The organism is Bradyrhizobium sp. WSM4874 (genome assembly GCF_055811835.1).
Window position 1 is genome coordinate 37,832 of the sequence record NZ_JBVVPR010000008.1, and the last position, 24,345, is coordinate 62,176.

The following is a 24,345-nucleotide window of genomic DNA, read 5'->3' on the forward strand; positions in this document are numbered from 1 at the left end:
TCAAAAGAATGACGTGCGTTGAAAGGGACCAGGGCTTGGCTACGCGATTCAAGATCGGCACACGCAAGAGCGCGATGGCGCTGGCACAGACGGAAGAGATCGCGCGCCGCCTGACCGCTGCCATGCCCGATCTCGACGTCGAGATCGTCAAGTTCGACACCACGGGCGATCTCGACCAGACCAGCAAGCTGCTGCCCCATGGCGGCAAGGGCGGTGCCTTCGTGGCGCAGATCCGCGCCGCCGTGCTGTCGGGCGAACTCCAGGCGGCGATGCATTCGCTGAAGGACATGCCCGGCAACGAAGACACGCCCGGCCTCGTGATCGGCGCCACGCTGTCGCGCGATCCTCCCAATGACGCGCTTGTGCTGCGCGATGGCGTGACGCTGGAGGCGCTGCGTCAATCACGTGGCAAGGGTTTCAAGATCGGCACCAACGCCGTCCGCCGCGCCGCCTATGCGCGGCGATTGTTTCCCGACGTCGAGATCATCCACTTCCGCGGCGCCGCCGATACGCGCGTGCGAAAACTCGACAATGCCGAGAAGCAGCGCCTGCCGGATGGCGGCGCGGTGGGGCCTGCGGATGCGCTGATCATGGCGCGGTCCGGCCTCGACCGCGTCGGCCTTTCGCAGCGCATCACCTACGAGTTTACCGCAGCGGAGATGCTGCCGGCAGCGGGGCAGGGCATCGTCGCCGTCGAATGCGCGGCACAGGACTGGCAGACGCGTCGCATCCTCGCATCGATCGACGATCCCGCTGCACACGCTTCTGCCGATGCCGAGCGCGAGGTCCTGTGGGTGCTGAACGGCCATTGCAATTCGCCGGTGGCGGGCTTTTCGACCATTGCGGGCGATCAGATGTCGCTCACCGCGTCCGTGCTCGATCTCTCCGGGAACACCATCATCGAAGCCTTGCGGTCGGGCCCCGCCAATCGCCCACGCGAACTCGGCCGTGCGGTAGGACTGGATCTGCTGGCCAAGGGCGCCGCCGAGATCATCGAGCGCAGCCGGCCGCGCTAAGCTTTCCCGCAGGTTCGCATGACGACGGGGGCAGCGCTGCGATGATGCCATCATGCGCCTGTTTTGCCCGACGGGTCAAATGTTGGCGCGATCTGATGCGATGACGGCGCACCTGATTTACGTCCGCCCTAAGTCATTGATCGGGCGTGGCCTCTCTACTGTGCATGGGGTTGTTTTCGCGCTTTTTTGTTTTTCCGCTCCCCAGGCGCAAAATAATCAGCCCCGAACCCGCTTCAGCATCTGCTCGACATGGGCAATCGGTGTTTCCGGCTGGATGCCGTGGCCGAGATTGAAGATGAACCGCCCTTGCGCAAAATTCGCCAGCGTGTTGTCGACCGCGCGGTCGAGTGCGGCGCCGCCTGTGATCAGCACCAGCGGATCGAGATTGCCCTGAACCGGAACCTTGCTCTGCACACGCTCGCGGATGAAGGCCGGCTCCGCGGTCCAGTCGATGCTGACCGCGTTGACACCGGTCGCCTCGACGAAACCGGGTAATTGCGCGCCGGCGCCGCGCGGAAAGCCGATGATCTTCGCGTCCGGCACCTTGGCGCGCACGCCTTCGACGATGCGCCGGGTCGGCTCGACCGACCAGCGCGCGAACTCGGCGGGTGGCAGCACGCCGGCCCAGGTGTCGAAGATCTGCAAGGCGTTGGCGCCGGCCGCAAGCTGCGCCAGCAGATATTCGATCGAGTTCTCGACCAGCACGTCGATGATCTCAGCGAACGCCTCCGGATGCCGGTAGGCCATCATCCGCGCCGGTGCCTGGTCGGGCGTACCCTGGCCGGCGACCATGTAGGTCGCCACCGTCCACGGAGCGCCGCAGAAGCCGATCAGCGCGATCTTGGGATCGAGCGCGCCGCGCACGATCTTGAGGGCCTCGAACACCGGCGCGAGCTTGCCGAAATCGGCGTGCTTCGCCAGTGTTGCGACCTTGGCGGGATCATCCAGCGGCTCGAGCCGCGGACCTTCGCCGACCTCGAAGCGCACGGACCGGCCGAGCGCATAAGGGATCACCAGGATGTCGGAGAAGATGATCGCCGCATCGAAGCCGAACCGCCGGATCGGTTGCAGCGTCACCTCGGCGGCAAGCTCCGGGTTGAAGCAGAGATCGAGGAATCCGCCGGCCTTGGCGCGCACCTCGCGATATTCCGGCAAGTAACGGCCGGCCTGCCGCATCATCCAGACCGGCGGAATGACCTGCCGCTGGCCGGAGAGGACGTCGATGAACGGTTTTGTCGCAAACTGGGGCACGAACGGTCCTGAAGATGGTTACGGCTCCTGATACACCGCCGCGGCCCGGAGCGGAACAGGGGAACCAAGCGCAATTGGACCGCGTTGACCAGCCAACGGAGGACGAGACCATGGCCGAGACATTCAACCCCGCGCCGCATGACAAGCACGCCGACGATCTGCACGAAGCGCTCGCCGCCGATCGCCACGCCAAGCTCGACGCCGGTCTGAAGGATACATTCCCCGCTTCCGATCCCGTGAGCGCCGCCCAGCCGACGCCCTCGAAGGCCGATGCGGAGGCCGACAATCCTTCGCTCTGGGACAAGGTTAAGGCCATCTTCAGCTAGCCGCGGGGAGCGCCGAATTCCGATAGGTTTGCTAAAGGCTTGTTAGCGATGCGCCGAGTCCGGGGTCCGTACGACTACGGGAAACCGGGGACATCACTGCATATTTATCCCGGTGTTTCAGGGTTCACTAACAGAAGCAGCAGAGTTTCCGATCTTCGGAGAATTCTGCCGCATGAGTGCTGTGACCCAAAGAGCCGGATGGAGCCGCCTGCCGCTGCGGGCGGCTGCATTCGTTGCGCTGACCTGCGTGGCCATCCTCAGCGTCAGCGGCTGGCGGGAATGGGCTGCGCGCGACGCGGTGCTCAAGAGCGCCGAGGCAGAGATGGCGAATGTTGCGCGCTCGTTGACGCAGCATGCCGAGGACAGCCTCGATCTCCTGGATTCAGGCGTCGTCGGCGTCGTCAGCCGGCTGGAGATGGACGGCACCGAGCCGGCCACGATCGCCAAGCTTAAAACCCTGCAGGAGGCGCGCAAGAAGGCGATAGAGCGCATCCACAGCCTCGCCATCATCGACGACCGCGGCAACTGGCTGACCTCGCCCGGCACGATCGGCACGACGTTCAACGACGACGCGTTCTTTCGTTATCACCAGCTCTCGCCGAAACGGGAGCCCCATGTCGGCCGGCCCGTGAAGAGCCTGCTGGACGGCGAGTGGGTCGTCACCCTGTCGCGTCGTTTCAACAAGCTGGACGGCAGCTTCGGCGGCGTGGTGCTCGCGACCATCAGCTCGGGATATCTTTCGCATTTCTACGAACAGTTCGAGATCGGCCGCAACAGCTCGGTGGCGTTGACACACGGCGACGGCCTGATCATCGCGCGCAACCCGAGCAACGAGAAATTCATCGGCCGCAGCGTTGCCAATACGCCGCTGTTCCGCGACGCCGGCCTGCAGCGGCCGGGCGGCGTCTATCACTTCAAGTCGCCGCTCGACGGCGCCGAGCGCGTCAGCTTCTTCAAGCGCTCTGGCCGCTATCCGCTGGTCCTGCTCGCTACCGTCGATAAGGCCGAACTGCTGGCGCCCTGGCGTGCTGCGGCGATCTCTCGCATGCTCTACGTGCTCGCGCTGGTCATGCTGCTCGCGATCATCGGTGCCGTGCTGGTGCGGCAGTTGCAGCGGGGCCAGAGCATGGCGGCCGCGCTGGTCGAGAAGGAAGCGCATTTCCGACTGCTTGCCGAAGGCTCCAGTGACATGGTGACGCGTATCGGGCTCGACGAGCGGCTGCGCTATGTCTCGCCATCGTCGATTGGCGTCGTCGGCTGGCGCGCCAATCAACTGATCGGAACGCCCGCGCTCGCCGGCGTTCACGCGGACGACCGGCCGCAGGTCCAGGCTCTCGTCGATGCCATGAAGCGCGGCGAAAAGGAGGAGGTGCGCGTCACCTATCGCAACGCGCACCGGCAGAATGCCGAAGTCTGGCTCGAATCGACCATGCGGGTGACCCGCAAGGAGAATGGCAGCGTCGACGGCGTGGTCGCGATCTCGCGCGACATCACCGAGCAGAAGAAGCTTGAGAACCGGCTCGAAACGCTCGCGATCGAGGACAGCCTTACCGGGCTTGCCAATCGCCGCCGCTTCGATGAACGGCTGAAGGAGGAGTGGGCGCGTGCCTATCGCGAGCGCTCCAGCCTCTCTTTGCTGATGATCGACGTCGATCACTTCAAGTCCTACAACGACGAATACGGCCATCCCGCGGGCGATGCCTGTCTCCGGCAGGTGGCGCAGATCATCGCCGCCGAGATGCATCGTTCCAGTGATCTGGCGGCGCGTTACGGCGGCGAGGAGTTCGCCATGCTGTTGCCAAACACCGACGCTGCCGGCTGCGCCCTGATCGGAGACCGGATTCGACGGGCGATCCGCGATGCGGGCCTCGTCCACACCAGCAACCATGCAGCTGGCTGCGTCACCGCTTCGCTCGGCGGGGCTGCCTGCCGGCCGGCGCTGGAGCGCACGGCCGGCGTCACCTCGCTGATCGAGGCCGCCGACCAGGCGCTCTATGCCGCCAAGGACGCCGGGCGCAACCGGCTGATGATGTCGGGCGAGGTGAGCAACCTCCTGCTCAAGGCGTCCGGTCAGTAACCCCGCTCAATAATGCGGCGGACGCTCATTGGCCGCTCCCGGCGCATTCGCCTCGGCCTCCTGCAGCCGCTCGCCGAGCTCTGCGATCCTCCGTGTCAGCGCGTCGATCTGCTTCCACTGCGCGGTGATGGTCTGGTTCAGCATCTCGATCGCGTCGTCCTGATAGGCGAGGCGCGTCTCCAGCGTGTCGATGCGCTCGCCGAGCGTCTTCATCTCATTCGTCACGTGCCGCGTCCTTATTCCGTTCGGGCAAGCTAGCTTCTCGCAATCCAAGGACTTGCAAACCATGGCCGAGCGCGACACGCTCGTCGAACACGAAGCATTCGCCGCGCCAGCGACTCTGAGCCTCCGGCACCTCTTCCAGATATTTGAGAATGCCGCCCTTGAGGTGATAGACCTCGGCAAAGCCGCGCGCGAGCAGATGCGCGCTCGCCTTCTCGCAGCGAATGCCGCCGGTGCAGAACATCGCGATTTTGCGGTGTTTGGCGGGATCGAGCCGTTCGGCCGCAAATTCCTTGAACTGGCCAAAACTCCTGATGCCTGGGTCGAGCGCGCCGTCGAACGTCCCCATCGCCACCTCGAAGGCGTTCCTGGTGTCGAGCACCAGCGTGTCGGGCGCCGCGATCAGCGCGTTCCATTCGCTCGCATCGACATAGGCGCCGACCTGCCGCGTCGGATCGGCGGCTTCGTCGCCGAGCGTGACGATCTCCTTCTTCAGCCGCACCTTGAGCCGGCCGAATGGCATCGCCTCGGCGGTCGAGAACTTCAATTCGAGATTGTTCAACCTGCCGCCGAACATGTCGCCGTGCGCGAGCTCATGGGTGAGCGCGTCGATTGCCTCGCCCGAGCCCGCGACCGTGCCGTTGATGCCCTCCTGCGCGAGCAGCACGCTGCCCTTCAGCGCCAGGCCGGCGCAGAACGCGCGCAGCGGCTCGCGTAGCTCGCGGTAATCGGGCAGGGCGGCGAATTGGTAGAAGGCGGCGACCTTGTAACTCATCGCGCCCGTTTAGCAGGCGCAGCGTGCCCGGAAAACCCGCAAGGAGCAGCTCCATTCCCAGCGGATGGCAGCCATTTCCCTGGTATGCCAGCATTGCCCCGGCAGGCCGGAATGTGTCATGTAGGCCCGGTTTTTCCGAGCCGGTGCGCCATCCGCGCCAGACGTCCAATGAGAGCAAGAATTCGATGAGAAACTTCCATTTCCCCGGCAGGTCCACGGTCCACGCCACCAACGCAATGGTGGCGACCTCGCATCCGCAGGCGTCGCTCGCCGCGATCGAGGTGCTGCGCGAGGGCGGCACGGCGGTGGACGCGGCAGTCGCGGGCTCGGCCATTCTCGGCGTGATCGAGCCGCAATCGACCGGCATCGGCGGCGATTGCTTTGCGCTGATCCAGCCGCGCGGCGAGGGCAAGATCATCGCCTATAACGGCTCCGGCCGCGCCCCGAAGGCGGCGAACGCCGACTGGTATATCGAGCGCAAGATCAACTCCGTGCCGCTGACCTCGGCGCACGCGGTCTCTATCCCCGGCGTGATCGACGCCTTTGCGACCGGTTTGCGCGATCACGGCAAGTTCGGCTTCGACCGGCTGCTCCAGCCCGCGATCAAGGCGGCCGAGGAAGGCTACGTCGTCGCCCCTCGCATCGCCTTCGATTGGAAGAACCAGTTCGAGAAGCTGAAGGCTGGCGCCAACACGGAGCGGTATCTGCTGCCGCACGGCAAGCCGCCGGTGGCCGGCGACGTCATCCGCCAGGCCGAGCTCGGCAAGACGCTGCGGGCGATTGCCAAGGACGGACGCGACGCCTTCTACAAGGGCCCGATCGCGGAAGACATGGTGGAGACCCTGCGCGGAATCGGCGGCCTGCACACGCTCGACGATTTCGCCGCGCATACCACCGAAACGACGACGCCCATCGGCACCATGTACAAGGGCTACGACGTCTGGCAGTGCCCGCCGAACGGGCCCGGCCTCACCATGCTGCTGATGTTGAACATCCTGTCGCGGTTCGACCTGACGAAATATGCGCCGCTCAGCGTCGAGCGTTTCCACCTTGAGGCCGAGGCCGCGCGCATCGCGTACATGCATCGCGAGCTGCATGTCGCCGATCCCGAGCATATGCAGATCGAGGTCGCCAAGATCCTTGCCAAGGAATACTGCAACGAGCACATCGACAAGATCCGCATGGACGGCATGCTCGACCTGCCGAACGTCGCGCCGCCGATGAATCCCTCGACCATCTACATCACCGTCGTGGACAAGGACCGCAACGTCTGCTCGTTCATCAACTCGGTTGCGCATTCCTTCGGCTCGGCCATCGTCTCGAACAAGACCGGCGTTTTGCTTCAGAACCGTGCCGGCGGCTTCCGCATCCAGCCCGGCCACCCGAATTGCATCGCCGGCGGCAAGCGTCCGCTGCACACGATCATGCCGAGCCTGCTCACCAAGGGCGGCCGTTCCGTGATGCCGTTTGCGGTGATGGGCGGACAGTATCAGCCGGTTGGCCAGACCCATGTGGTGACCAACATCCTCGATTTTGGCTGCGACGTGCAGGAAGCGATCGATATGCCGCGCGGCCTGCATTACGAAGGACAGTACCAGCTCGAGGACAGCGTGCCGGCCGGTATCGTCGAAGGCCTGAAGAAGCTCGGCCACAAGACCACCAGCGTCGTCGGTCCGCTCGGCGGCGCGCAGGCGATCTTGATCGACTGGGACAAGGGCACGCTCACCGGCGGTTCCGATCCGCGCAAAGATGGTTGCGCGCTCGGATACTGACCACCGCGCACGGGTTCCCCGCGCAAGATCAGGAAAAATTGACGGAGGGCGACGCGGCATTTGCTGCGTCGCCCTTTCTCGTTCGGAACGGAGCTCATTGCTTCAGGTTAAGGGCCGATGAGCGGTGCAGGCGTGCGCTGCTTTTGCTCGAAGCGGTGGAGGCCCTTCATGTCCGAAAAACCAGGTTCCGGACCATCCGGATTCGATCGGCGCGCCTTCATCGCGGCGGCCGCCGGCAGTGCGCTGGTCCCTATGACGGCGCGTGCGGCCGCGCAGGATGCGAACGTGTCGGCCGCCCAGGATCCGGCGCTTCTCGTCGATGTCACGCTGCGGGTCAATGGCAAGGACAAGCGCCTGCGTATCGACGCGCGCACGACGGTGCTCGACGCGCTGCGGGAGCATCTCAAGCTCACCGGCAGCAAAAAGGGCTGCGACCACGGCCAGTGTGGTGCCTGCACGGTCCTGATCGACGATCGGCGCGTGGTGTCGTGCCTGACGCTCGCGCTCGCGGCCGAGGGGCAGGAGATCACGACGATCGAGGGCCTTGCCACCGACGATCACCTGCATCCGATGCAGCAGGCCTTCGTCGACAACGATGCGTTTCAATGCGGCTATTGCACGCCGGGCCAGATCATGTCCGCCGTGGCCTGCGTCAAGGAGGGGCATGCGGGCAGCGAGGCCGACATCCGCGAATACATGAGCGGCAACATCTGTCGCTGCGCCGCCTATCCCAACATCGTCGCCGCCGTGAAGCAGGCCGCGCCCGAGATCATGAAAGGCTAGGCGCATGCGACCGTTTTCCTATCAAAGGGCAACAGACCCTGACATGGCGGTGCAGGCGCTCAGCGCTGCCGCGGCTGCGAACAATCCGCTGACGAAGGCTACAGCGCAGCCGCTCGCGGGCGGGACCACGCTGATCGATCTGATGAAGCTGGATGTGATGCGGCCCGCCGCGATCGTCGATATCAATCCGCTGGCGCGGGGCTGGTCGGCGATCGAGCCCGGCAGTGACGGCTTGCGGCTCGGGGCGCTGGCGAAGATGTCCGACGTGGCCGCGCATGCCGAGATCCAGCGCAACTATCCAGTGATCGCGAATTCCCTGAAACTTGCCGCCAGCGCCCAGCTGCGCAACATGGCGACGCTCGGTGGCAACGTGATGCAGCGAACGCGTTGCAGCTATTTCCGCGATGTCTCCTATGAGAATTGCAACAAGCGCAATCCCGGCTCGGGCTGTGCAGCCATGGATGGCGTCAATCGTATGCATGCGGTGCTCGGTACGTCCGATCAGTGCATCGCGACCTATCCCGGCGATTTTGCCCAGGCGTTGATCGCGCTGGATGCGATGATCGAGATCACCGGCAGGTCCGGCACGCGCAACCTGCCGTTCGCGGACTTGCACAAGGCACCCGGCAGGACGCCCGATATCGAGACCACGCTTCGGCCCGGTGAGCTGATCTCTGCGTTCTCCATTCCCGGCCGCTGGCCGCGCTCCGTGTATCTCAAGGCGCGCGACCGTCAGTCTTACGAGTTTGCGTTGTCGTCGGCTGCGGTCGCGCTCGACGTGCATGATGGCACGATCAGGGATGCGCGTGTCGCGCTCGGCGGTGTCGCCACCGTGCCGTGGCGGGCGCGCGAGGCGGAGGCGCTGCTGAAGGGACAGAAATTCGACGACGGTCTGGCGCAGCGTGTGGCGGATGCCGCGTTTGCCGAGGCCAAAGGCCGCCGGCACAATGGCTTCAAGATCGCGCTCGGCAAGCGCGTGGTGGCGCGCGCGCTCCAGCAGGCCGTAACGATGGAGATCTGATCATGACCGCTGCAGCTCCCGAGCCGAAAGCAAACATGGGCCGGCCCGTGCCGCGCTACGACGCGGCCGCAAAGGTCACGGGCCGGGCGACATATGCGTCCGACATGCCGCTCGACAATCCAGCCTACGCATTCCTGGTCACCAGCGCCATCGCCAAGGGCCGCATCGACAGTTTCGATCTCGACGACGCCAGGCGGGTCCGCGGCGTAATCGACATCGTCACGCACGAGAACGCCCCGAAGCTGAAGGAATCGAAACTGTTCAGCAATGGCGGCTATGCCGGCACCACGATCCAGCCGCTGAAATCGGCCGACATCACCCATGACGGCCAGATCATCGCCGTCGTCATCGCCGAGAGTTACGAGGCGGCGCGCGAGGCCGCCAATCGCGTCAAGGTCAGCTACACGGCTGTCGCGCCGAGTGCGAGCTTCGATTCGCCGGGGACAACCACGGCAGCGGCAAAGGGTCAGAACGCACAGTTCAAGGAAGACCCGGAGGTCGGCGATTTCGCTAAGGCCTTCGACGCGGCCGAGGTCAAGCTCACCGCCTCCTATGAAACGCCGACCCAGCACCACAATCCGATGGAGCTGTTTACGACGAGTTGTGCCTGGATGGGCGACGAACTCGTCATCTACGAGGGCAGCCAGTATGTCTATGGCCTGAAGAACGGCGTCGCCGAGCAGCTCGGTATCGACGCCGACAAGGTCCGTGTCGTCAATCCCTATGTCGGCGGCGGCTTTGGTTCGCGCGGCTCGATGACGCCGCGGACCGCCATTATTGCCGGCATTGCCAAACGCTTGAACCGGCCGATCAAGCTGGTGCCGACGCGCGACCAGGGTTTCACCATCGCGACCCATCGCGCCGAGACGCGCCATGAGATCAAGCTTGGTGCGGGTCGGGACGGCAAGCTGGTGGCTTTGAGGCACGACGGCGCGGAGGTTTCGTCGCGCCCGGATGCCTATTGCGTCGGTGGCACCAAGACGACGACGCGGCTCTATGCCTGCCCGAACGTCGCCAGTCTGGTGTCGATCGTGCGCGCCGACCGCAACACGCCGGGCTTCATGCGTTCACCGCCGGAGGTGCCGTATCTCTTCGCGCTGGAGAGCGCGATGGACGAGCTTGCGGTGAAGCTGAACATGGACCCGGTCGAGCTCCGCCGCATCAACGACACCAATGTCGAGCCGATCGGCGGCAAGCCCTATACGTCGCGGTCCTTGATGGCGTGCTTCGATGAGGCCGCGAAGGCGTTCGGCTGGTCGCAGCGTTCGCCGCAGCCGAAATCGATGTCCGACGGCGACTGGCTGGTCGGCTATGGCTGTGCCGCCACCTGCTATCCGACGCAGATGGCGCCCTCTGCCGCGCGCGTCCGCCTCCAGCGCGACGGCCGTACCCGGGTCGAGATCGCCGGTCACGAGATCGGCACCGGTGCGTATACCGTCATCGCCCAGACCGCGGCCGAGCGGCTCGGCGTCCCCCTGGAGAAGGTCGCGGTCTTCCTGGGTGACAGCGATCTGCCGCCGGCGCCTGTTGCCGGCGGTTCGAACTCGACTGCCAGCACCTGCTCGGCGGTGATGATGGTGTGCGACCGGATTCGTCAAAGGCTGTTCAAGGCCGTGATGCCGAGCGACAGCCTCACCGACAAGGCCAAGGAGACTGTCGGCATCAGCCAGGCGCCGAGCACCCAGGCGGCGAAGAGTGATCGTCCGCTCGACATCGAGAAGGCCTTCGACGCGCTCGGCGTCGGTATCGTCGAGGAATACGGCGAGTGGAAGCCTGAAGGCGCGCCGCTGGATTCCTTCACGGCGATGCACAGCGGGCACGCGCGGCTCGTCGGTGGCCATCAGATGAAGGACAAGATCGCCTACGCCTTCGGTGCCGAGTTCGTCGAGGTCCGCGTCAACCGCTTTACCCATGAAATCCGCTGCCCCCGGCTGGTGGGAGCGTTCGCGGCCGGGCGCATCATGAATCCGCGCACGGCGCGCAGCCAGCTCATGGGCGGCCTGATCTGGGGCATGTCCTCGGCGCTGCTGGAAGCCACCGAGATCGACGAGCGCGATGCACGCTACGTCAACGACAATCTTGCCGACTATCTCGTGCCCGTGAATGCCGACGTCCCCGGTGCCGAGGTGATCCTGCTCTCCGAGCAGGACGATCACATCAACCCGGCAGGCGTGAAGGGCCTCGGCGAGCTCGCCAATGTCGGCACCAATGCGGCGATCTGCAATGCGATTTATCACGCCACGGGCCAGCGCATCCGAAAGCTGCCCGTGCGGCTCGAAAATATCGAGGTGTGAGGGGTGGCAACGGCGTCGGCGTTGCGCTAGACACCTTGCGCCTCAAACGGAAGGTGTCTTATGCAGCGTTTACAGCGCGTGCTCCTCGCCATCATGTCGGCACTCGCGATCACCGTGATCGCCGGCGTGTCCGATTTCGTTTCCACCACGGCCTCGGCCCAGACCGCAGGGAAGACCATGACCACAGCTTCAGGTTTGCAGATCACCGACAGCGTCGCCGGCACCGGCGCTTCGCCCAAGCCGGGCCAGATCTGCGTGATGCATTACACCGGCTGGCTCTACGAGAACGGCCAGAAGGGCAAGAAATTCGACTCGTCGGTCGACCGCAACGAGCCGTTCGAATTCCCGATCGGCAAGGGCCGCGTCATCGCCGGCTGGGACGAGGGTGTTGCCTCCATGAAGGTCGGCGGCAAGCGAACGCTGATCATTCCGCCGCAGCTCGGCTATGGCGCCCGCGGCGCAGGCGGCGTGATCCCGCCGAACGCGACGCTGATGTTCGATGTGGAATTGCTCGGGGTGAAGTAAGCCCGCAACAAAAAGACCGGCCTCTCGGCCGGTCTTTTCGCATTCAGTGCGACGCCGTTATTCCGTCGCGCGCTTGGCCGCAGCCGCGGCGCGATCGACCGCGTCCTTCGCGGCGTCCTTTGCGTCGCCCATGGCCTGCTGGCCCTTGCCCTTCACTTCCTGGACCGCACCTTCACCCTTCAGGCGCTCGGACCCGGTGGCTTCACCGATGCCCTGCTTGGCCTTGCCCATTGCCTCGTTTGCGGTGCCCTTGATCTTGTCGGTCGTGCTACCCATGAAACTCTCCTGCGGTTGGCTCGCTAAGACAACGTCCGGCGGCTACGAGGGTTCCGTTTTTGTTATGGCTCGATGTCGCGGCTTTGGGTTAGTTTGCCGCACACGGAACCAACAGAAAGCAAGTCCCATGACCGGCCATGACCATTCGCATTCCCACCATGACCACGATCACGACGATCGCTGGAAACATGATGGCGTGCGCGTCATTCCCGGCAACCAGCTCGATACCAACGTGCCGTCGACAGCGGGCATGGACCGCGCGGCCGCGATCAATTTTGCGCGCGTCGGTGCGCAGAAATTGTGGGCGGGCACGGTCAGCATCAAGCCCGACGCCAAGACCGGCGCGCACCACCACGGCCATCTCGAAAGCGTCATCTATGTGGTGAAGGGCAAGGCGCGGATGCGCTGGGGCGAAAGCCTGCAATTCACTGCGGAAGCCGGCCCCGGCGACTTCATTTTCGTCCCGCCCTACGTGCCGCATCAGGAGATCAACGCCAGCCCGGACGAGGTGCTGGAATGCGTGCTGGTGCGCAGCGACGGCGAGGCGGTCGCGATCAACCTCGACATAGAGCCGGTCGAGAAGCCCGAGACCGTGCTGTGGGTCGATCCCATTCACCGCGACCCGAACGAGAAGAAGTGAGGGTCGCCTGAAAGCCAGCGGGTTCTGTGCGACAGAACCTCGCAGGCAAGGGTCCAAAAAAGATCCGGAAGCCGTGTCGGATCGCCGCTTGGCCGTCCGTCCTTGGGCAGAACCCCGCCCAAGGAGCTCCGATGCCCAGGATGATTTTCGTCAATCTGCCCGTGACCGACCTCAAGCGCGCCACTGCCTTTTACGAGGCGGTCGGTGCGACCAGGAACCCGCAATTCAGCGACGAAACAGCGAGCTGCATGGTCTTTTCCGAGACCATCTACGCGATGCTGACGACCCACGAGAAATTCCGGCAGTTCACGCCGAAGCCGATCTCGGATGCAAAGACCTCAAACCAGGCGCTGTTCTGCTTGTCCGCCGACAGCCGGACCGAGGTCGACGATATCGTCAGCAGGGCCAAGGCTGCAGGCGGGGTCGCCGATCCCAGCCCGAAGGACGAATACAGCTTCATGTACGGCCGCAGCTTCGAGGATCCGGACGGCCACATGTGGGGCGTGAACTGGATGGACATGGCAGCCTTCGCGGCGCAGTCCGAGATGGCGAACGCCTGATCTAAGCGCGCGAACATCACAACTGAAGAGGAGCATTCACGATGTCGAAGGTCGTTCCCTGCATGTGGTTCAATGGCGATGCCGAGGAAGCCGCGAAGTTCTACGTCTCGCTCGTGCCGAATTCGGCGATCACGCATGTTCAGCGCAACGTTTCAGATGGCCCGTCCGGTAAGGAAGGCTCCGTGCTCGTCGTCGAGTTCACGGTGGCGGGACAGCCCCTGGTCGCGCTCAACGGCGGCATGAAGATGGAATACACCCATGCGCTCTCGCTGATGATCCATTGCGACGATCAGGCCCAGGTCGACAGCGTCTGGAATGCCTTCCTGGCCCATGGCGGCAAGGAAGAGCAGTGCGGCTGGCTCCACGACCGCTACGGCGTGTCATGGCAGGTCGTGCCGAAGGTGATGTTCGAATTCCTATCGAGCCCCGACAAGGCGGCTGCCGCACGCGCGATGCAGGCCATGATGAAGATGGTGAAACTGGACGTGGAGACCTTGCGCCGCGCGTTCGAGGGCAAGTCGGCAGCGTGAAGGGCGTGCCCTTGCCACATACTCCCTGTCATCGCCCGGCTTGACCGGGCGATCCAGTACGCCGAGACGGTCGTTGGTCAGTCGATAGGCCGCGGCGTACTGGATGCCCCGGTCGAGCCGGGGCAAGACAGCGGAATTTGAGGCGAAGGCCCCGCCGCTAGTAATTGATCCGCAGCCCCACGCCGCCATGGATGGTGTTACCCACCGGCTGCGGGCCGAGCGTGCCGTTGGCGAACAGGTCCACGATCCAGCCCTTCTGCACGCGGAAGCCGAGCCGGCCGCCATATTCGAACCAGCCCTGGTTGCCCATGGTCGGCACCACCACGCCGTCGCCGGTCACGGTGGCGACGATGCCGCTATGGCCAGCGAATGACTGCACCCAGCCGCCGTTGATGTTGGCCTCGATATTGCTGCCGTAGAGATGCGTCCACTGGCCGCCGATCTTGACCAGGCTGGTGCGGTCGGTGCCGGTCGCGATGCTGGCGTCGAACGGATTGAACGCCACTGCGCTGTCGGTGTAGCCCGAGACGCGCTGCCAGAGCTGCCAGACCTCGATCGAGGCGGCGACCTCGTCGCGGGGCGACACGCGGCTTATCCAGCCGGCGCGGCCGTAGACGGCGTAGTTCGCGGCGTTGGTCGAACTCGTGACACTCACCGGGCCGAGGCTGGTGTTGTAGCTGCGGGTGTAACGCGCCTTCTCCCACGGCGTCAGGATCGTGCCGACGTCGAAGAACGGACGCGACGAGCCCCAGTCGGTGAAGTCATAGCGCAGCGCGAACGCACCGATCGGCGCGCTGGTGATGTTGTAGCCGCCCTCGCTGTACTGCGTGTAGGCGATGCCTGCGAGCAGCGACAGATTATTGGTCAGCTCCTTGCGGCCGTGGATGCCCGCCGAAAACGAGCCGGCGGAGCCGAATGCGCTGACGCAGTTGCTGCAATTGACCTGCTCGTTGACGCCGAGCAGCACCGTGCCGAGCACCCGGTTGGTGATCATCTGGTTGAAGCGCTGGTTGGCGAGGCCGCCGATCGAGCCGCCGCTGGAATCCGCGCCGGTCGGTGTCGGCGTCGGGCTCGGCGAGGAGGACGGATAAGGGCTCGGCGAGGATGACGGGTAGGGGCTGGGCGAGGGCGAGGGGCTGTAGGTCGGCGTCGGCGACGGGGAATAGCTCGGCGCCGGGGTGGGCGTCGGCCCTCCGCACTCGGACTCGCACGCCGCGGCGGCTGCCGCCGGACGGGCCTCGACCGCGACAAACGCAAACGCGGCCACGGCGGTCAGCACGCCCGCGAGCATGAAGCGCCTGACGTTGAATACTTCCATCGTCAGCGCCCGCACAGCATGCCGTCGTCATGGACGGCGGGCGTGATGGTCGGCGACGCGTCCGCATATTGGTTCACCGCGCACAGTCCCGCGCTCGCGGCGCAGGTCGCGGCAAAGGTCCAGGGCGGCGTATTGGTTTTACTGATAGAGACCTTGCCGCCGGTCGAGGTGATGATTGCGGTGTCGCCGGGCTGGGTGAGCTGCATGCACTGTTGGCTCGTCGTGCAGACACTTGCGGCGCCGTCCTGCAGCACGACGACCGAGCGGCCGCGCTGGGAGAGGATATCGAGTGTGGTGCCGCGCACGCCGATGGTCGCGAGCGGCGTCGTGATCTTGTAGGCGGTCTTCTCGGAATGTCCGGTAACGAAACGGAATGCGCCGGTCGTCATGCGGATCGCGACGTCGCGATAGCTGTGCTCGTCGTTGAAGACGGTGCGGTCGAGCTTGAGCGTGGCGCTCGGACCGAGCGACAGATTGGTGCTGTCCGCCATCACGAAGCGCGCCGCACTGCCGGCGCCGGTGCGCACGGTCTCGTCACGGAGCATGCTGTCGCCGACGCTGATCGGCGTCGTGGTCGCGGCTACGCGAACCACTTCATTCTGGATCACGACGGCTTCACCGACGCGCGTCTGCGCCTGGGCGCAAGGGGCCACGCACAAGGCAGTCGAGAACAGCGTGGAGAAAAGCCAGAAACGCAAATTCATTTCGCAACCGATCGATGTGTCCCTGATCGTACCGGATCACGCGCGCTTGCGATGTGGCGGAATTATCACAAGCGCCGCGGGACCTGCGTTATGCTTAGTGACAGTTGCGGCAGAATGCGTTCAATGAAAACCGCGATCTCTATTATTCTCCGCGGTGACGCAAATTTGCCACGCAAAACATCTCCACAAGCGCAACTTGACTTGCCCGCGGTTCCGAAGGTGTCGCGGAGCGCAGTGATTGCTGTCGCGATTTTCCTGGTCGCGCATCTCGCGCTGCTGATCGGCTTGACGACGCCGGAGAAGTTCGTCTTCGACGAAGTGCACTATGTGCCGGCGGCGCGGCAGATGCTGGCACCAGCGGTGTCGCAACCGATGCTCAATCCGATGCATCCGCCATTGGCGAAAGAGCTGATCGCGCTTTCGATCGCGGCCTTCGGCGACACCGCGCTGGGCTGGCGCTATCCCGCGACGTTGTTCGGCGCGCTCGCGATCGTCGCGGTCTATCTGTGCGGCCTCGCGCTGTTCGCCGCGCAAGGGCCTGCGATCGCCGCCGCGCTGATCGCCGGCTGCAACCAGATGCTGTACGTGCAGGCGCGCATCGCGATGCTCGACATTTTTGCCCTCGGCTTCGGCCTGCTCGCGATTGCCGCCTTCATGCACGGCTTTCGAAAGGACCGGCCTCATGCATTGTTCGCGGCTGCCGGCAGCCTGTTCGGCTGTGCTGCGGCCTGCAAATGGAGCGGCCTGTTTCCGCTCGGAATCTGCATCGTCATCGTCGCGGTGATCCGCCTGATGCAGGGCTGGCGCACTCTGTTTGCCGACGCGAAGCCGGGGGATTGGTACCGGCCCGATCTCTGGCCCGACTTCAGATTACATCACGTCGTGCTCTGCTTCACCGTCCTGCCCGCGGCGACATATCTTGCGGCCTTCGTCCCGCTCTACGGCGTGTCGCTGCCGGATTTGGTCGAGGCGCAACGCCGGATCTTCGCCGACAACACCACCACTGCCATCGCCGGCCACACTTATATGAGCGCCTGGCCGTCATGGCCGCTGCTCGCGCGCCCGGTCTGGTTCCTGTTCGACAAGACTGCGGACGACAATGTCTCCGCGATCGTCTTCCTCGGTAATCCCCTGGTGCTCTGGCCGGCGCTGCCCGCGCTCGCCGTCGTGCTGCGCGACTTCGTCGTTGCGCGTCGGCGGGATGCGTTCCTGATCGCGGTCTTCTATTTCGGGTGCTGGCTTACCTGGGCGTTGCTGCCGCGTACGCTCGCCTTCATCTATTACTATCTGCCGGCTGCGACCGTGGCGTCGCTCGCACTGGTCTACGTGCTGCGCCGGGGCGGTCTGCCACGCTGGCTGTTGTGGGCCTATGTCGCGCTCGCGGCGGCAGGCTTTGCCGCCATGCTGCCGATCTCGGCGGCCTTCGTCGGCACGACGATGCAGACCTTCAACCGGCTGATGCTCTTCCAAGGCTGGATATGATATCGCCGCCTGCCGGGGGAACGGCAGGCGGCGTCTTTATGGCGATGAACGAGAATTACTTCGACGCGGTCTGGGTGTCCATGTTCACGACCTGGACGCGGCGGTTGATCGGGTCGGCGCCGTTGGCGGTGTCCTTCAGCTTGGTCTTGCCGTAGCCGACGGTGACGAGGTCAGTGCCGGTGAGGCCGTAGTTCTGCACCAGGTACTTCTTGATGGTGTCGGCCCGCCGCTCGGAGAGCCCCTGATTGTATCCCTCGGTGCCGACCGCGTCGGTGTGGCCAGCGACCACGAAGGTCGAGCCCTTCAGGGAGGGATCGGACAGCGCCTTGCCGAGCGCCTGCACCGACGGCACCGACGTCTTGGCGATGTCGGCCGAGTTGTAGTCGAACTGGATCTCCAGATCGATCTTCGGCTTGGTCGCGGCGAGCTCGGCAATCTGCTCGCGCTCGCCCGTCGACAGCGACCGCGTCGAGCGGTTGCGCACGGTGTTCAGGAACGTCGATTCCTTGGCCTGCACCGCCGGATCGACCTGCGGGCCTGCGGACAGGCCGCGGGTCGCCGGCTTCGGCTTCAATGCATCCAGGATCTGGTTGGTAGAGACATTGCCGTCGCCGGCCATGGCCAGGCCGGCCGTCATCGACAGAACCGCCGAGAGGGTCATCGCCTTCAGTGCAAAAGACTTATTGAAACTAGTCATTGTCGAATCCTCGTTGTGACGCCTGATGGCTATTTGATGCTGCAAGCATAGGGCAGGTTCAAAAGCCCTGGTGTGATCTTGGTCACGGGGGAAGCCGGGCCTCCGGGGCCACGGCAGCGAATTTCAAGCGGTTTCGGGCTCACGGGGGGCCGACCCGCGGTCCACTCCGAGGACGGACGCTAACGCGTGAAGAGAGTGGTCGCACGCTGCCCGGCGAGCGTTCGAGCCGTCGCAGTCCTGTCGTGATCCGCATCACTGAGGACCACCGCGCCCAGGTGCCGCTCGGGGCCGGGGTCTGGTTCACTCAGGGAAACCTGCGCTGACCGATTGTCGCAAAGCCGTCGCGTGATGGCCTGTCTGCGGACAATTTTTCGGCCAGATGGACGCCTAGGGCGGAGCCTCCGACAAGGGCAACGAAGGGAGCCGAGTTCCATCCAGTGCCGAGGCCAAGTGATTACCAGTTCTATCGCAGTGGCCCGCCGGATCGGACCGTGTCCCTGAGCTCCATGCCCATTTACATCGGCGCGGCGATGATCGCGGTGGCGATCCTGCTGTCGACTCTGATCACGGGGCTGACCTCCCGCTATGTCGGGCTTGGAGCGCCGACCGACGAGAACATGTGGCTGGTCGATCGTCTCACCGGCAACGTCTATCGCTGTCAGGCGGAGGAGCGCGGCAAAGCCTCGTGCGAACCCGATGTCGCAACAGGCAGTGTTGGCGACCGTTCCAAAGCCCCGAAAGCTGGCCGCTGAGCCCCCGTCTTCGCACCGCAGCAAGAAAATTGTCTTCTCCACGAAACGTCTTCGCCAGAGAATACGTAATTGCGAAGGCCGGCACGACGCCGGTTTCGTTTTACGGAGGAGACTTTTCGATGAAAATCTTGCTCACAGCCGCAGCTTTGGTTGCGTTCGCCATTCCCCCTGCATCGGCCGCGATGATGGCGTGCACCAGCGATAATATGATGAAGTCCGCCGCCATGATGGGCGGCACGGCGGATACGCCGGCCAAGACGGCCATGAACAAGGAAATGGCCATGGCCAACACGGACATGAGCAACGGCAAGATGAAAAGCGCCTGCATGCATTACATGAAGGCGCAGAAGGCGATGTCGATGAAGTAGGGCGCGGGTAGCGCACCTTCCGACCGCGCTGTCAGCAGATGGCAGCGCGGTTTTTCCTTGTCCGCTCCTGGATCGGCTTCTTGCCTGGATGCGAATCCCGCTACACTGCATCCGCAATGTCCCGCGCGCCCAAACCGATTCCACTCACCACGATACAAGCCCGGCAAATCTGGCTTCATGCCCAGCGGCTGGACGAGCGCGCGCCGTTCGGTGACGGCGCGCAAGCCGTCGCCGACGCGGTCGCCCATCTCGGCTACGTGCAGATCGACACCATCAATGTGATCGAGCGCTGCCATCACCACATCCTGTTCAGCCGGATCCCGTCCTACCGCCGCGCCGACCTGCGCCACGCCCAGAGCGTCGACAAGAGCGTCTTTGAATATTGGACGCATGCGCTCTCTTATGTGCCGGCCGGCGACTTCCGCTTCTTCCTGCCGGCAATGCGCGAGCACCGGCGTGAGGGGCACAAATGGTTCGCCTCGGTGAAGCCTGCCGACATGCGCAAGGTGATGCGGCTGGTGCGCGCCGGCCCGCTGACGATCCGCGACATCGAGGACGACGTGCTCACCGAGAAGGAGCATCTCTGGCAAAGCCGAAAGCCCTCGAAGCGGGCGTTGCAGCTCGCCTTCTATACGGGTGCCGTGACCATCAGCGAGCGCCAGGGCATGCTCAAGACCTATGAGCTGATGACGCGCCATTTCGGCTGGGACAGGCTGCCGAAGCCGGCGTCGACAAGGGACATCACGATCTATCTGCTCGATCGCGCGCTGCGATCGCAGGGTGTCGTGAGCCTCGATTCGGTCTGCCATCTCGACGCGCCGCGTAAACCGGCGGTGGCTGCCCTGATCGGCTCGCGCGTCCGCCGTGGTGAGCTCGTGCCTGCCGCCATCGACGGTGCCGGCAAGCAGGAGCACTGGGCACCGCCGGCTGCGCTCGCGCCGGGCGAGCGCGCGCCGCCAGATCTCGTCCACATCCTCTCGCCGTTCGATCCGCTGATCATCCAGCGCAAGCGCACCAATCTCATTTTCGGCTACAACCATTTGTTCGAGGCCTATGTGCCGAAGGCCAAACGCAAGCTCGGCTATTTCGCGCTGCCCGTACTGGTCGGCGATGAGATCGTCGCCGCGCTCGATCTGAAGACCGACCGCCAGGCGAAGAAGCTGTTGATGCAGAAATGGACCTGGGTCGGCGAGGGGAAGAAGACCGTGCGGCGCAAGGAGCTGAAACGGAAGATCGAGGAGGAACTCGATCATTTTGAGAAGTTTCAATTGGCGGAGTGAGATGCGCCCTCGTCGGTCTGTAGGGTGGATTAGCGAAGCGTAATCCACCTCTTTCACTTCCGCGGAGACAAACAGTGGTGGGTTACGCTACGCTAACCCACCCTACGCACCCTGGCGAGCCGATCAATCCAAACGCCGAACGCGATCCCGGCCGCATAAGCCAGCAAGTTCCACGGCGAGAAGATGCGCCCCAGCAGCAGCGCACCGGCCGTCGTTAGCCGGAACGCATCGAGCCATGGCGTATGGACGAGCCGGGAAAACTCAACAGCGATCGCGATCGCCGCCGCGATGGCTGCGATCTGTGTCCGTGACAGCCGTGGCAGTAAAACCCCGACCAGCAGAAACACCATGGTCGCCCATAGCAGCGAGCCGCCATACTTCACCACGAAGGCGGGGAGCCCGAGCGGAAAGCCGTACCAGCGCAACGACAATCCACATGCGATCACGACCAGCGCCAGCCCGGCGCGGATCAGCGATGTCCGAAGCGGCGCAATGGGTTTGACCGGTTGCGCCTGATGCATTGCTTGCTCCATTGACTCTTTCGCGGCGATCCTCAAAACCCCGCATCAGCCCATAAAAGCAACAACCCCGGGGGAAGCCATGAGCCAGACTACGACCTATGCCGGTTCGACCGGCGCAGCCAAGTCGGAAATCGAGACCTCGACGATCCGCGCCATCTCGTGGCGCCTGATCCCGTTCCTGGTGCTGGCCTACTTCTTCTCCTATCTCGACCGCGTCAATCTCGGCTTCGCCGCGCTGACCATGAATGCCGAGCTGAAATTCACGCCGCTGATCTTCTCCTGGGGCGCCGGCATCTTCTTCATCGGCTATTTCATCTTCGAGGTGCCGAGCAATCTGGCGCTGGAGAAGTTCGGCGCCAGCCGCTGGATCGCCCGCATCATGGTGACCTGGGGCATCATCTCGGCGCTGATGGCGCTCACGAGCGGCGTCACGAGCTTCTACGTGCTGCGCTTCCTGCTCGGCGTCGCCGAGGCCGGCTTCTTCCCCGGCATCATTCTCTATCTCACCTATTGGTATCCGGCCGAATATCGCGCCCGCTTCCTCGCGGCCTTCGCCATCGCCGTGCCGGTCTCCACCGTGATCGGCGCACCGGTCTCGGGCCTGCTGCTCGGGCTCGACGGCGCCATGGGCCTGAAGGGCTGGCAGTGGCTGTTCATCATCGAGGGCATTCCCTCCGTGCTGCTCGGCATCGTCACCTGGTTCTATCTCACCGACAGGCCGGAGAAGGCGGATTGGCTCTCGGCCGAGCAGAAGGCCTGGCTCAAGACCAAGCTCGATGCCGAGATCGCGGCCAAGCAGGCGGTGAAGCATTTGTCGCTTAGTGAAGCGCTGACCTCACCGAAGGTGATCATGCTGAGCCTGGTCTATTTCGGCTTCGTCGGGGCGCTGTATGGCATGCAGTTCTGGCTGCCGCAGATCGTCAAGGCGTTCGGCCTCACCAACGCCCAGACCGGATTTGTCACCGCGATCCCGTATCTGTTCGGCACCATCGCGATGATCCTGTGGGCTCGGCATTCCGATGCCACGCGCGAGCGCGTGATGCATGTCGGCGCGCCGTTGCTGCTCACCGCCCTCGCGCTCGGCGTCTCCAGCTATCTCACCGACCCCACCCTGACGATGATCGTGCTGACAATCGCCGCGATCGGCGTGTTCTGCTGCTTCGGCGTGTTCTGGACCTTGCCGACCGCCTGGCTGTCCGGCACGGCGGCGGCCGGCGCCATCGCCTTGATCAACTCGATCGGCAATCTCGCCGGCTTCGGTCGGCCGTATCTGATCGGCTGGGTCAAGGAAGCCACCGGCCAGACCTCGACCGGACTGCTCGTGCTCGCGGTGCTGCCGTTGATCGCCGGCATCCTGGTCTTCATCGGCGGCCACGACAGCAAGCACGAGTTTGTCGAGCAGGGGCGGTGAGGGGCTAGTTGCGTAGGGTGGGCAAAGGCGCGTTCTTCGCGCGCCGTGCCCACCATCTATCTGGAGGTTTCTACGTCAGTGGCCAGATGGATAGCGACGGCAGAATCTATCCACTGGCTATTTAGGCTCGATGTCCCCGCGCCAATCAGAAACGGCATCGATGAACGCCTGATCCTCATCGGCACCAGTGCTCGTGGCGACGGCAAGCGACTGCCGATGTGCCTCCGCCCGAAATGATGCTGAGGTAACATCCGGGACCCAAGTCTCGATCGGCCGGAGCCCCCGCGCTCGGAGTTGCCGTCGATCTTCCCGAGTACTATCGCGTGATGGCTTCGCCATAAGGACCTCCGGCGGGACCAATAACATTGTGGCGTCCCGCTCCGTTAGAGCTGACTGTCATTCTTACCACCCCTTAACGATCACGCTTTCCTGATGACTGACGATTATTGACTTTTATCAGTGATTAGTCGACATTCCTCTCATTGCAGCCGAGGGAGTGTCCTCCGATGTTCGTCCGAACCGTTTTGTCCAGCTATTCCAAGCTCTTCGCCGGTGTTTCGCTGGCGTTGATGGCTGCCGCTCTCGCTGGGTGCAATGACACCGTCGCTGAAAAGGCGGAGCCGCCGCGGCCGGTTCTCGTCGCCACCGCCCACTACGATGCCGAAAAGCCCGAGCGCAGCTTCGTCGGCACCATCAGGCCGCGGATCGAGAGCGATCTGGGCTTTCGGGTCGCCGGCAAGGTCGCCAAGCGTCTCGTCGAAGTCGGCCAGACCGTCGAGATCGGTCAGCCCCTCGCGACCCTCGATGAGGTCGACCTGAAGCTCCAGGCCGAGCAGGCCGTCGCCGAGCAGAGCGCTGCGACCGGCGTGCTGGCTCAGGCCGCCGCCGCCGAGCAGCGCGCCAAGGATTTGAAGGCCAAGGGTTGGACCACCGATGCGCAGCTGGATTCGAGCCGCGCCGCCGCCGATGAGGCCCGCGCCCGCCTGAACCGGGCCGAGCGCTCGGTTGAACTGACCAAGAATTCCCTTTCCTACGCGACGCTCAACGCCGACGCCCGTGGCGTCGTCACCGCAACGCTGATCGAGCCTGGCCAGGTGGTCTCCGCGGGCCAGACCTCGATCCGTGTCGCCCGCTTTGCCGAAAAGGAAGCGGTCGTCGCGATCCCTGAGACGCTGGTCGGACGTGCCAAATCGGGCGCCGCCAGTGTCACTCTTTGGTCGGAGCCGGGCAAGAAATATACAGCCAAGCTGCGCGAGATCGCGCCCACCGCGGATCCTGCCACGCGCACCTATCTCGCGAAGTTCTCGCTACCCGAGGCCGACGACAAAGTCTCGCTCGGCATGACCGCGACGCTGACCTTGTCGGACGCCGCAACCGAGCGCGTTGCGCGGCTGCCGCTGTCGGCACTGTTCAACGAAGGCGGCAAGCCGTCCTTCTACGTCGTCGACGACAACGGTGCGGTCGCGCTGAAGCCGGTCGCGGTGAAGTCCTATGAGAGCAACGACGTCGTCATCACCGGCGGTGTCGAAGAGGGCGCCAAGATCGTCGCTCTCGGTGTGCAGAAGCTCGATCCAAGCCAGAGGGTGCGGATCGTCTCGTCACTGTCCTTTTAAGTCTCGCTTACGAGTTACGTCGTGTGAGGTGAGTTTCGGCCCAAGCGCAAATGCTTTGGCTGAAGCGGCGAAGCGATCCAGAACCTGCCCAGCCCCCTGGATTGCTTCGCTGCCTCGCGACGACGCGTTTA

At 64.3% G+C, this 24,345-nt stretch carries 26 protein-coding genes; 17 read left to right on the plus strand and 9 right to left on the minus strand.

Annotated features, from left to right (window positions below; translation table 11 throughout):
* Nucleotides 1-35 precede the first annotated feature (35 nt).
* Nucleotides 36-1,016 (plus strand): hydroxymethylbilane synthase, encoded by a 981-nt coding sequence (gene hemC, locus AC0L3P_RS10590; RefSeq protein WP_275171442.1) that lies wholly within the window; start codon nucleotides 36-38, stop codon nucleotides 1,014-1,016.
* A gap of 216 nt (nucleotides 1,017-1,232) precedes the next feature.
* Here hemC and hemE read toward each other — a convergent pair whose 3' ends face one another.
* Nucleotides 1,233-2,267 (minus strand): uroporphyrinogen decarboxylase, encoded by a 1,035-nt coding sequence (hemE, locus tag AC0L3P_RS10595; RefSeq protein WP_275171443.1) that lies wholly within the window; start codon nucleotides 2,265-2,267, stop codon nucleotides 1,233-1,235.
* Nucleotides 2,268-2,377: 110 nt separating this feature from the next.
* Between hemE and AC0L3P_RS10600 the strand changes: the two genes are divergently transcribed.
* Together AC0L3P_RS10600 and AC0L3P_RS10605 are read left to right on the plus strand one after the other, a co-directional pair.
* The gene (locus AC0L3P_RS10600) at nucleotides 2,378-2,593 is read left to right on the plus strand and encodes a hypothetical protein (protein ID WP_007595236.1); all 216 of its coding nucleotides are present in this window, start codon (nucleotides 2,378-2,380) and stop codon (nucleotides 2,591-2,593) included.
* A 172-nt stretch (nucleotides 2,594-2,765) separates the two neighbouring features.
* Nucleotides 2,766-4,670, plus strand: a complete 1,905-nt coding sequence (locus AC0L3P_RS10605; protein ID WP_473301824.1) for a sensor domain-containing diguanylate cyclase — start codon at nucleotides 2,766-2,768, stop codon at nucleotides 4,668-4,670.
* Between the two features lie 6 nt (nucleotides 4,671-4,676).
* Here AC0L3P_RS10605 and AC0L3P_RS10610 read toward each other — a convergent pair whose 3' ends face one another.
* Together AC0L3P_RS10610 and trhO are read right to left on the minus strand one after the other, a co-directional pair.
* The gene (locus tag AC0L3P_RS10610) at nucleotides 4,677-4,883 is read right to left on the minus strand and encodes a SlyX family protein (RefSeq protein WP_473301920.1); all 207 of its coding nucleotides are present in this window, start codon (nucleotides 4,881-4,883) and stop codon (nucleotides 4,677-4,679) included.
* Between the two features lies 1 nt (nucleotide 4,884).
* Nucleotides 4,885-5,667 carry an oxygen-dependent tRNA uridine(34) hydroxylase TrhO gene (gene trhO / locus AC0L3P_RS10615; RefSeq protein ID WP_473301825.1) on the minus strand — a complete coding sequence of 261 codons (783 nt, stop codon included), beginning with the start codon at nucleotides 5,665-5,667 and terminating at the stop codon, nucleotides 4,885-4,887.
* Between the two features lie 185 nt (nucleotides 5,668-5,852).
* Here trhO and ggt point away from each other — a divergent pair, with 185 nt between their 5' ends.
* From ggt to AC0L3P_RS10640, 5 genes are all read left to right on the plus strand, one after another.
* A complete protein-coding gene (ggt, locus tag AC0L3P_RS10620; protein ID WP_473301921.1) occupies nucleotides 5,853-7,439 on the plus strand; it encodes a gamma-glutamyltransferase in 1,587 nt (528 codons plus the stop codon).
* A 168-nt stretch (nucleotides 7,440-7,607) separates the two neighbouring features.
* Nucleotides 7,608-8,222, plus strand: coding sequence for a (2Fe-2S)-binding protein (locus tag AC0L3P_RS10625; protein ID WP_473301826.1), 615 nt, complete (start codon nucleotides 7,608-7,610; stop codon nucleotides 8,220-8,222).
* A gap of 4 nt (nucleotides 8,223-8,226) precedes the next feature.
* Complete coding sequence (locus tag AC0L3P_RS10630) at nucleotides 8,227-9,243, plus strand: FAD binding domain-containing protein (protein WP_473301827.1); 1,017 nt, start codon at nucleotides 8,227-8,229, stop codon at nucleotides 9,241-9,243.
* A 2-nt stretch (nucleotides 9,244-9,245) separates the two neighbouring features.
* Entirely contained in the window at nucleotides 9,246-11,537 is a 2,292-nt protein-coding gene (locus AC0L3P_RS10635; RefSeq protein WP_473301828.1) for a xanthine dehydrogenase family protein molybdopterin-binding subunit, read from the plus strand.
* Between the two features lie 60 nt (nucleotides 11,538-11,597).
* Nucleotides 11,598-12,062 (plus strand): FKBP-type peptidyl-prolyl cis-trans isomerase, encoded by a 465-nt coding sequence (locus AC0L3P_RS10640; RefSeq protein ID WP_007606926.1) that lies wholly within the window; start codon nucleotides 11,598-11,600, stop codon nucleotides 12,060-12,062.
* 57 nt (nucleotides 12,063-12,119) lie between these two features.
* On the opposite strand, the gene AC0L3P_RS10645 is transcribed toward AC0L3P_RS10640, so the two are convergent.
* Nucleotides 12,120-12,338: a CsbD family protein gene (locus AC0L3P_RS10645; protein WP_275171453.1), complete on the minus strand. Its 219-nt coding sequence runs from the start codon at nucleotides 12,336-12,338 to the stop codon at nucleotides 12,120-12,122.
* 127 nt (nucleotides 12,339-12,465) lie between these two features.
* Here AC0L3P_RS10645 and AC0L3P_RS10650 point away from each other — a divergent pair, with 127 nt between their 5' ends.
* From AC0L3P_RS10650 to AC0L3P_RS10660, 3 genes are all read left to right on the plus strand, one after another.
* Complete coding sequence (locus tag AC0L3P_RS10650; RefSeq protein ID WP_007606929.1) at nucleotides 12,466-12,978, plus strand: cupin domain-containing protein; 513 nt, start codon at nucleotides 12,466-12,468, stop codon at nucleotides 12,976-12,978.
* Between the two features lie 131 nt (nucleotides 12,979-13,109).
* Complete coding sequence (locus tag AC0L3P_RS10655; RefSeq protein WP_275171455.1) at nucleotides 13,110-13,538, plus strand: VOC family protein; 429 nt, start codon at nucleotides 13,110-13,112, stop codon at nucleotides 13,536-13,538.
* Between the two features lie 41 nt (nucleotides 13,539-13,579).
* Entirely contained in the window at nucleotides 13,580-14,068 is a 489-nt protein-coding gene (locus AC0L3P_RS10660; protein WP_275171456.1) for a VOC family protein, read from the plus strand.
* A 157-nt stretch (nucleotides 14,069-14,225) separates the two neighbouring features.
* Here the strand turns inward: AC0L3P_RS10660 and AC0L3P_RS10665 are convergent, their stop codons facing one another.
* A complete protein-coding gene (locus tag AC0L3P_RS10665) occupies nucleotides 14,226-15,386 on the minus strand; it encodes a hypothetical protein (RefSeq protein WP_473301829.1) in 1,161 nt (386 codons plus the stop codon).
* A 2-nt stretch (nucleotides 15,387-15,388) separates the two neighbouring features.
* Nucleotides 15,389-16,090 (minus strand): FecR family protein, encoded by a 702-nt coding sequence (locus tag AC0L3P_RS10670; RefSeq protein WP_473301830.1) that lies wholly within the window; start codon nucleotides 16,088-16,090, stop codon nucleotides 15,389-15,391.
* A 51-nt stretch (nucleotides 16,091-16,141) separates the two neighbouring features.
* On the opposite strand from AC0L3P_RS10670, the gene AC0L3P_RS10675 reads away from it, so the two are divergent.
* Entirely contained in the window at nucleotides 16,142-17,572 is a 1,431-nt protein-coding gene (locus AC0L3P_RS10675) for a phospholipid carrier-dependent glycosyltransferase (protein WP_473301831.1), read from the plus strand.
* Between the two features lie 55 nt (nucleotides 17,573-17,627).
* On the opposite strand, the gene AC0L3P_RS10680 is transcribed toward AC0L3P_RS10675, so the two are convergent.
* Nucleotides 17,628-18,269 carry an OmpA family protein gene (locus tag AC0L3P_RS10680; RefSeq protein WP_275171461.1) on the minus strand — a complete coding sequence of 214 codons (642 nt, stop codon included), beginning with the start codon at nucleotides 18,267-18,269 and terminating at the stop codon, nucleotides 17,628-17,630.
* A 506-nt stretch (nucleotides 18,270-18,775) separates the two neighbouring features.
* Here AC0L3P_RS10680 and AC0L3P_RS10685 point away from each other — a divergent pair.
* The 3 genes from AC0L3P_RS10685 to AC0L3P_RS10695 all read left to right on the plus strand — a co-directional run bounded on the left by AC0L3P_RS10685 (nucleotide 18,776) and on the right by AC0L3P_RS10695 (nucleotide 20,669).
* Nucleotides 18,776-19,021 carry a hypothetical protein gene (locus AC0L3P_RS10685; RefSeq protein ID WP_473301832.1) on the plus strand — a complete coding sequence of 82 codons (246 nt, stop codon included), beginning with the start codon at nucleotides 18,776-18,778 and terminating at the stop codon, nucleotides 19,019-19,021.
* Nucleotides 19,022-19,140: 119 nt separating this feature from the next.
* Complete coding sequence (locus tag AC0L3P_RS10690; protein ID WP_473301833.1) at nucleotides 19,141-19,389, plus strand: hypothetical protein; 249 nt, start codon at nucleotides 19,141-19,143, stop codon at nucleotides 19,387-19,389.
* A gap of 116 nt (nucleotides 19,390-19,505) precedes the next feature.
* Nucleotides 19,506-20,669, plus strand: a complete 1,164-nt coding sequence (locus AC0L3P_RS10695) for a winged helix-turn-helix domain-containing protein (protein WP_473301834.1) — start codon at nucleotides 19,506-19,508, stop codon at nucleotides 20,667-20,669.
* A gap of 92 nt (nucleotides 20,670-20,761) precedes the next feature.
* Here AC0L3P_RS10695 and AC0L3P_RS10700 read toward each other — a convergent pair whose 3' ends face one another.
* Nucleotides 20,762-21,190 (minus strand): ribosomal maturation YjgA family protein, encoded by a 429-nt coding sequence (locus tag AC0L3P_RS10700; RefSeq protein WP_473301835.1) that lies wholly within the window; start codon nucleotides 21,188-21,190, stop codon nucleotides 20,762-20,764.
* A gap of 79 nt (nucleotides 21,191-21,269) precedes the next feature.
* On the opposite strand from AC0L3P_RS10700, the gene AC0L3P_RS10705 reads away from it, so the two are divergent.
* Complete coding sequence (locus AC0L3P_RS10705) at nucleotides 21,270-22,601, plus strand: MFS transporter (protein ID WP_473301836.1); 1,332 nt, start codon at nucleotides 21,270-21,272, stop codon at nucleotides 22,599-22,601.
* A 117-nt stretch (nucleotides 22,602-22,718) separates the two neighbouring features.
* Here the strand turns inward: AC0L3P_RS10705 and AC0L3P_RS10710 are convergent, their stop codons facing one another.
* Nucleotides 22,719-22,967, minus strand: coding sequence for an antitoxin MazE family protein (locus AC0L3P_RS10710; protein ID WP_342761054.1), 249 nt, complete (start codon nucleotides 22,965-22,967; stop codon nucleotides 22,719-22,721).
* A gap of 140 nt (nucleotides 22,968-23,107) precedes the next feature.
* Between AC0L3P_RS10710 and AC0L3P_RS10715 the strand changes: the two genes are divergently transcribed.
* Nucleotides 23,108-24,214, plus strand: a complete 1,107-nt coding sequence (locus AC0L3P_RS10715) for an efflux RND transporter periplasmic adaptor subunit (RefSeq protein WP_473301837.1) — start codon at nucleotides 23,108-23,110, stop codon at nucleotides 24,212-24,214.
* Nucleotides 24,215-24,345: the final 131 nt, after the last annotated feature.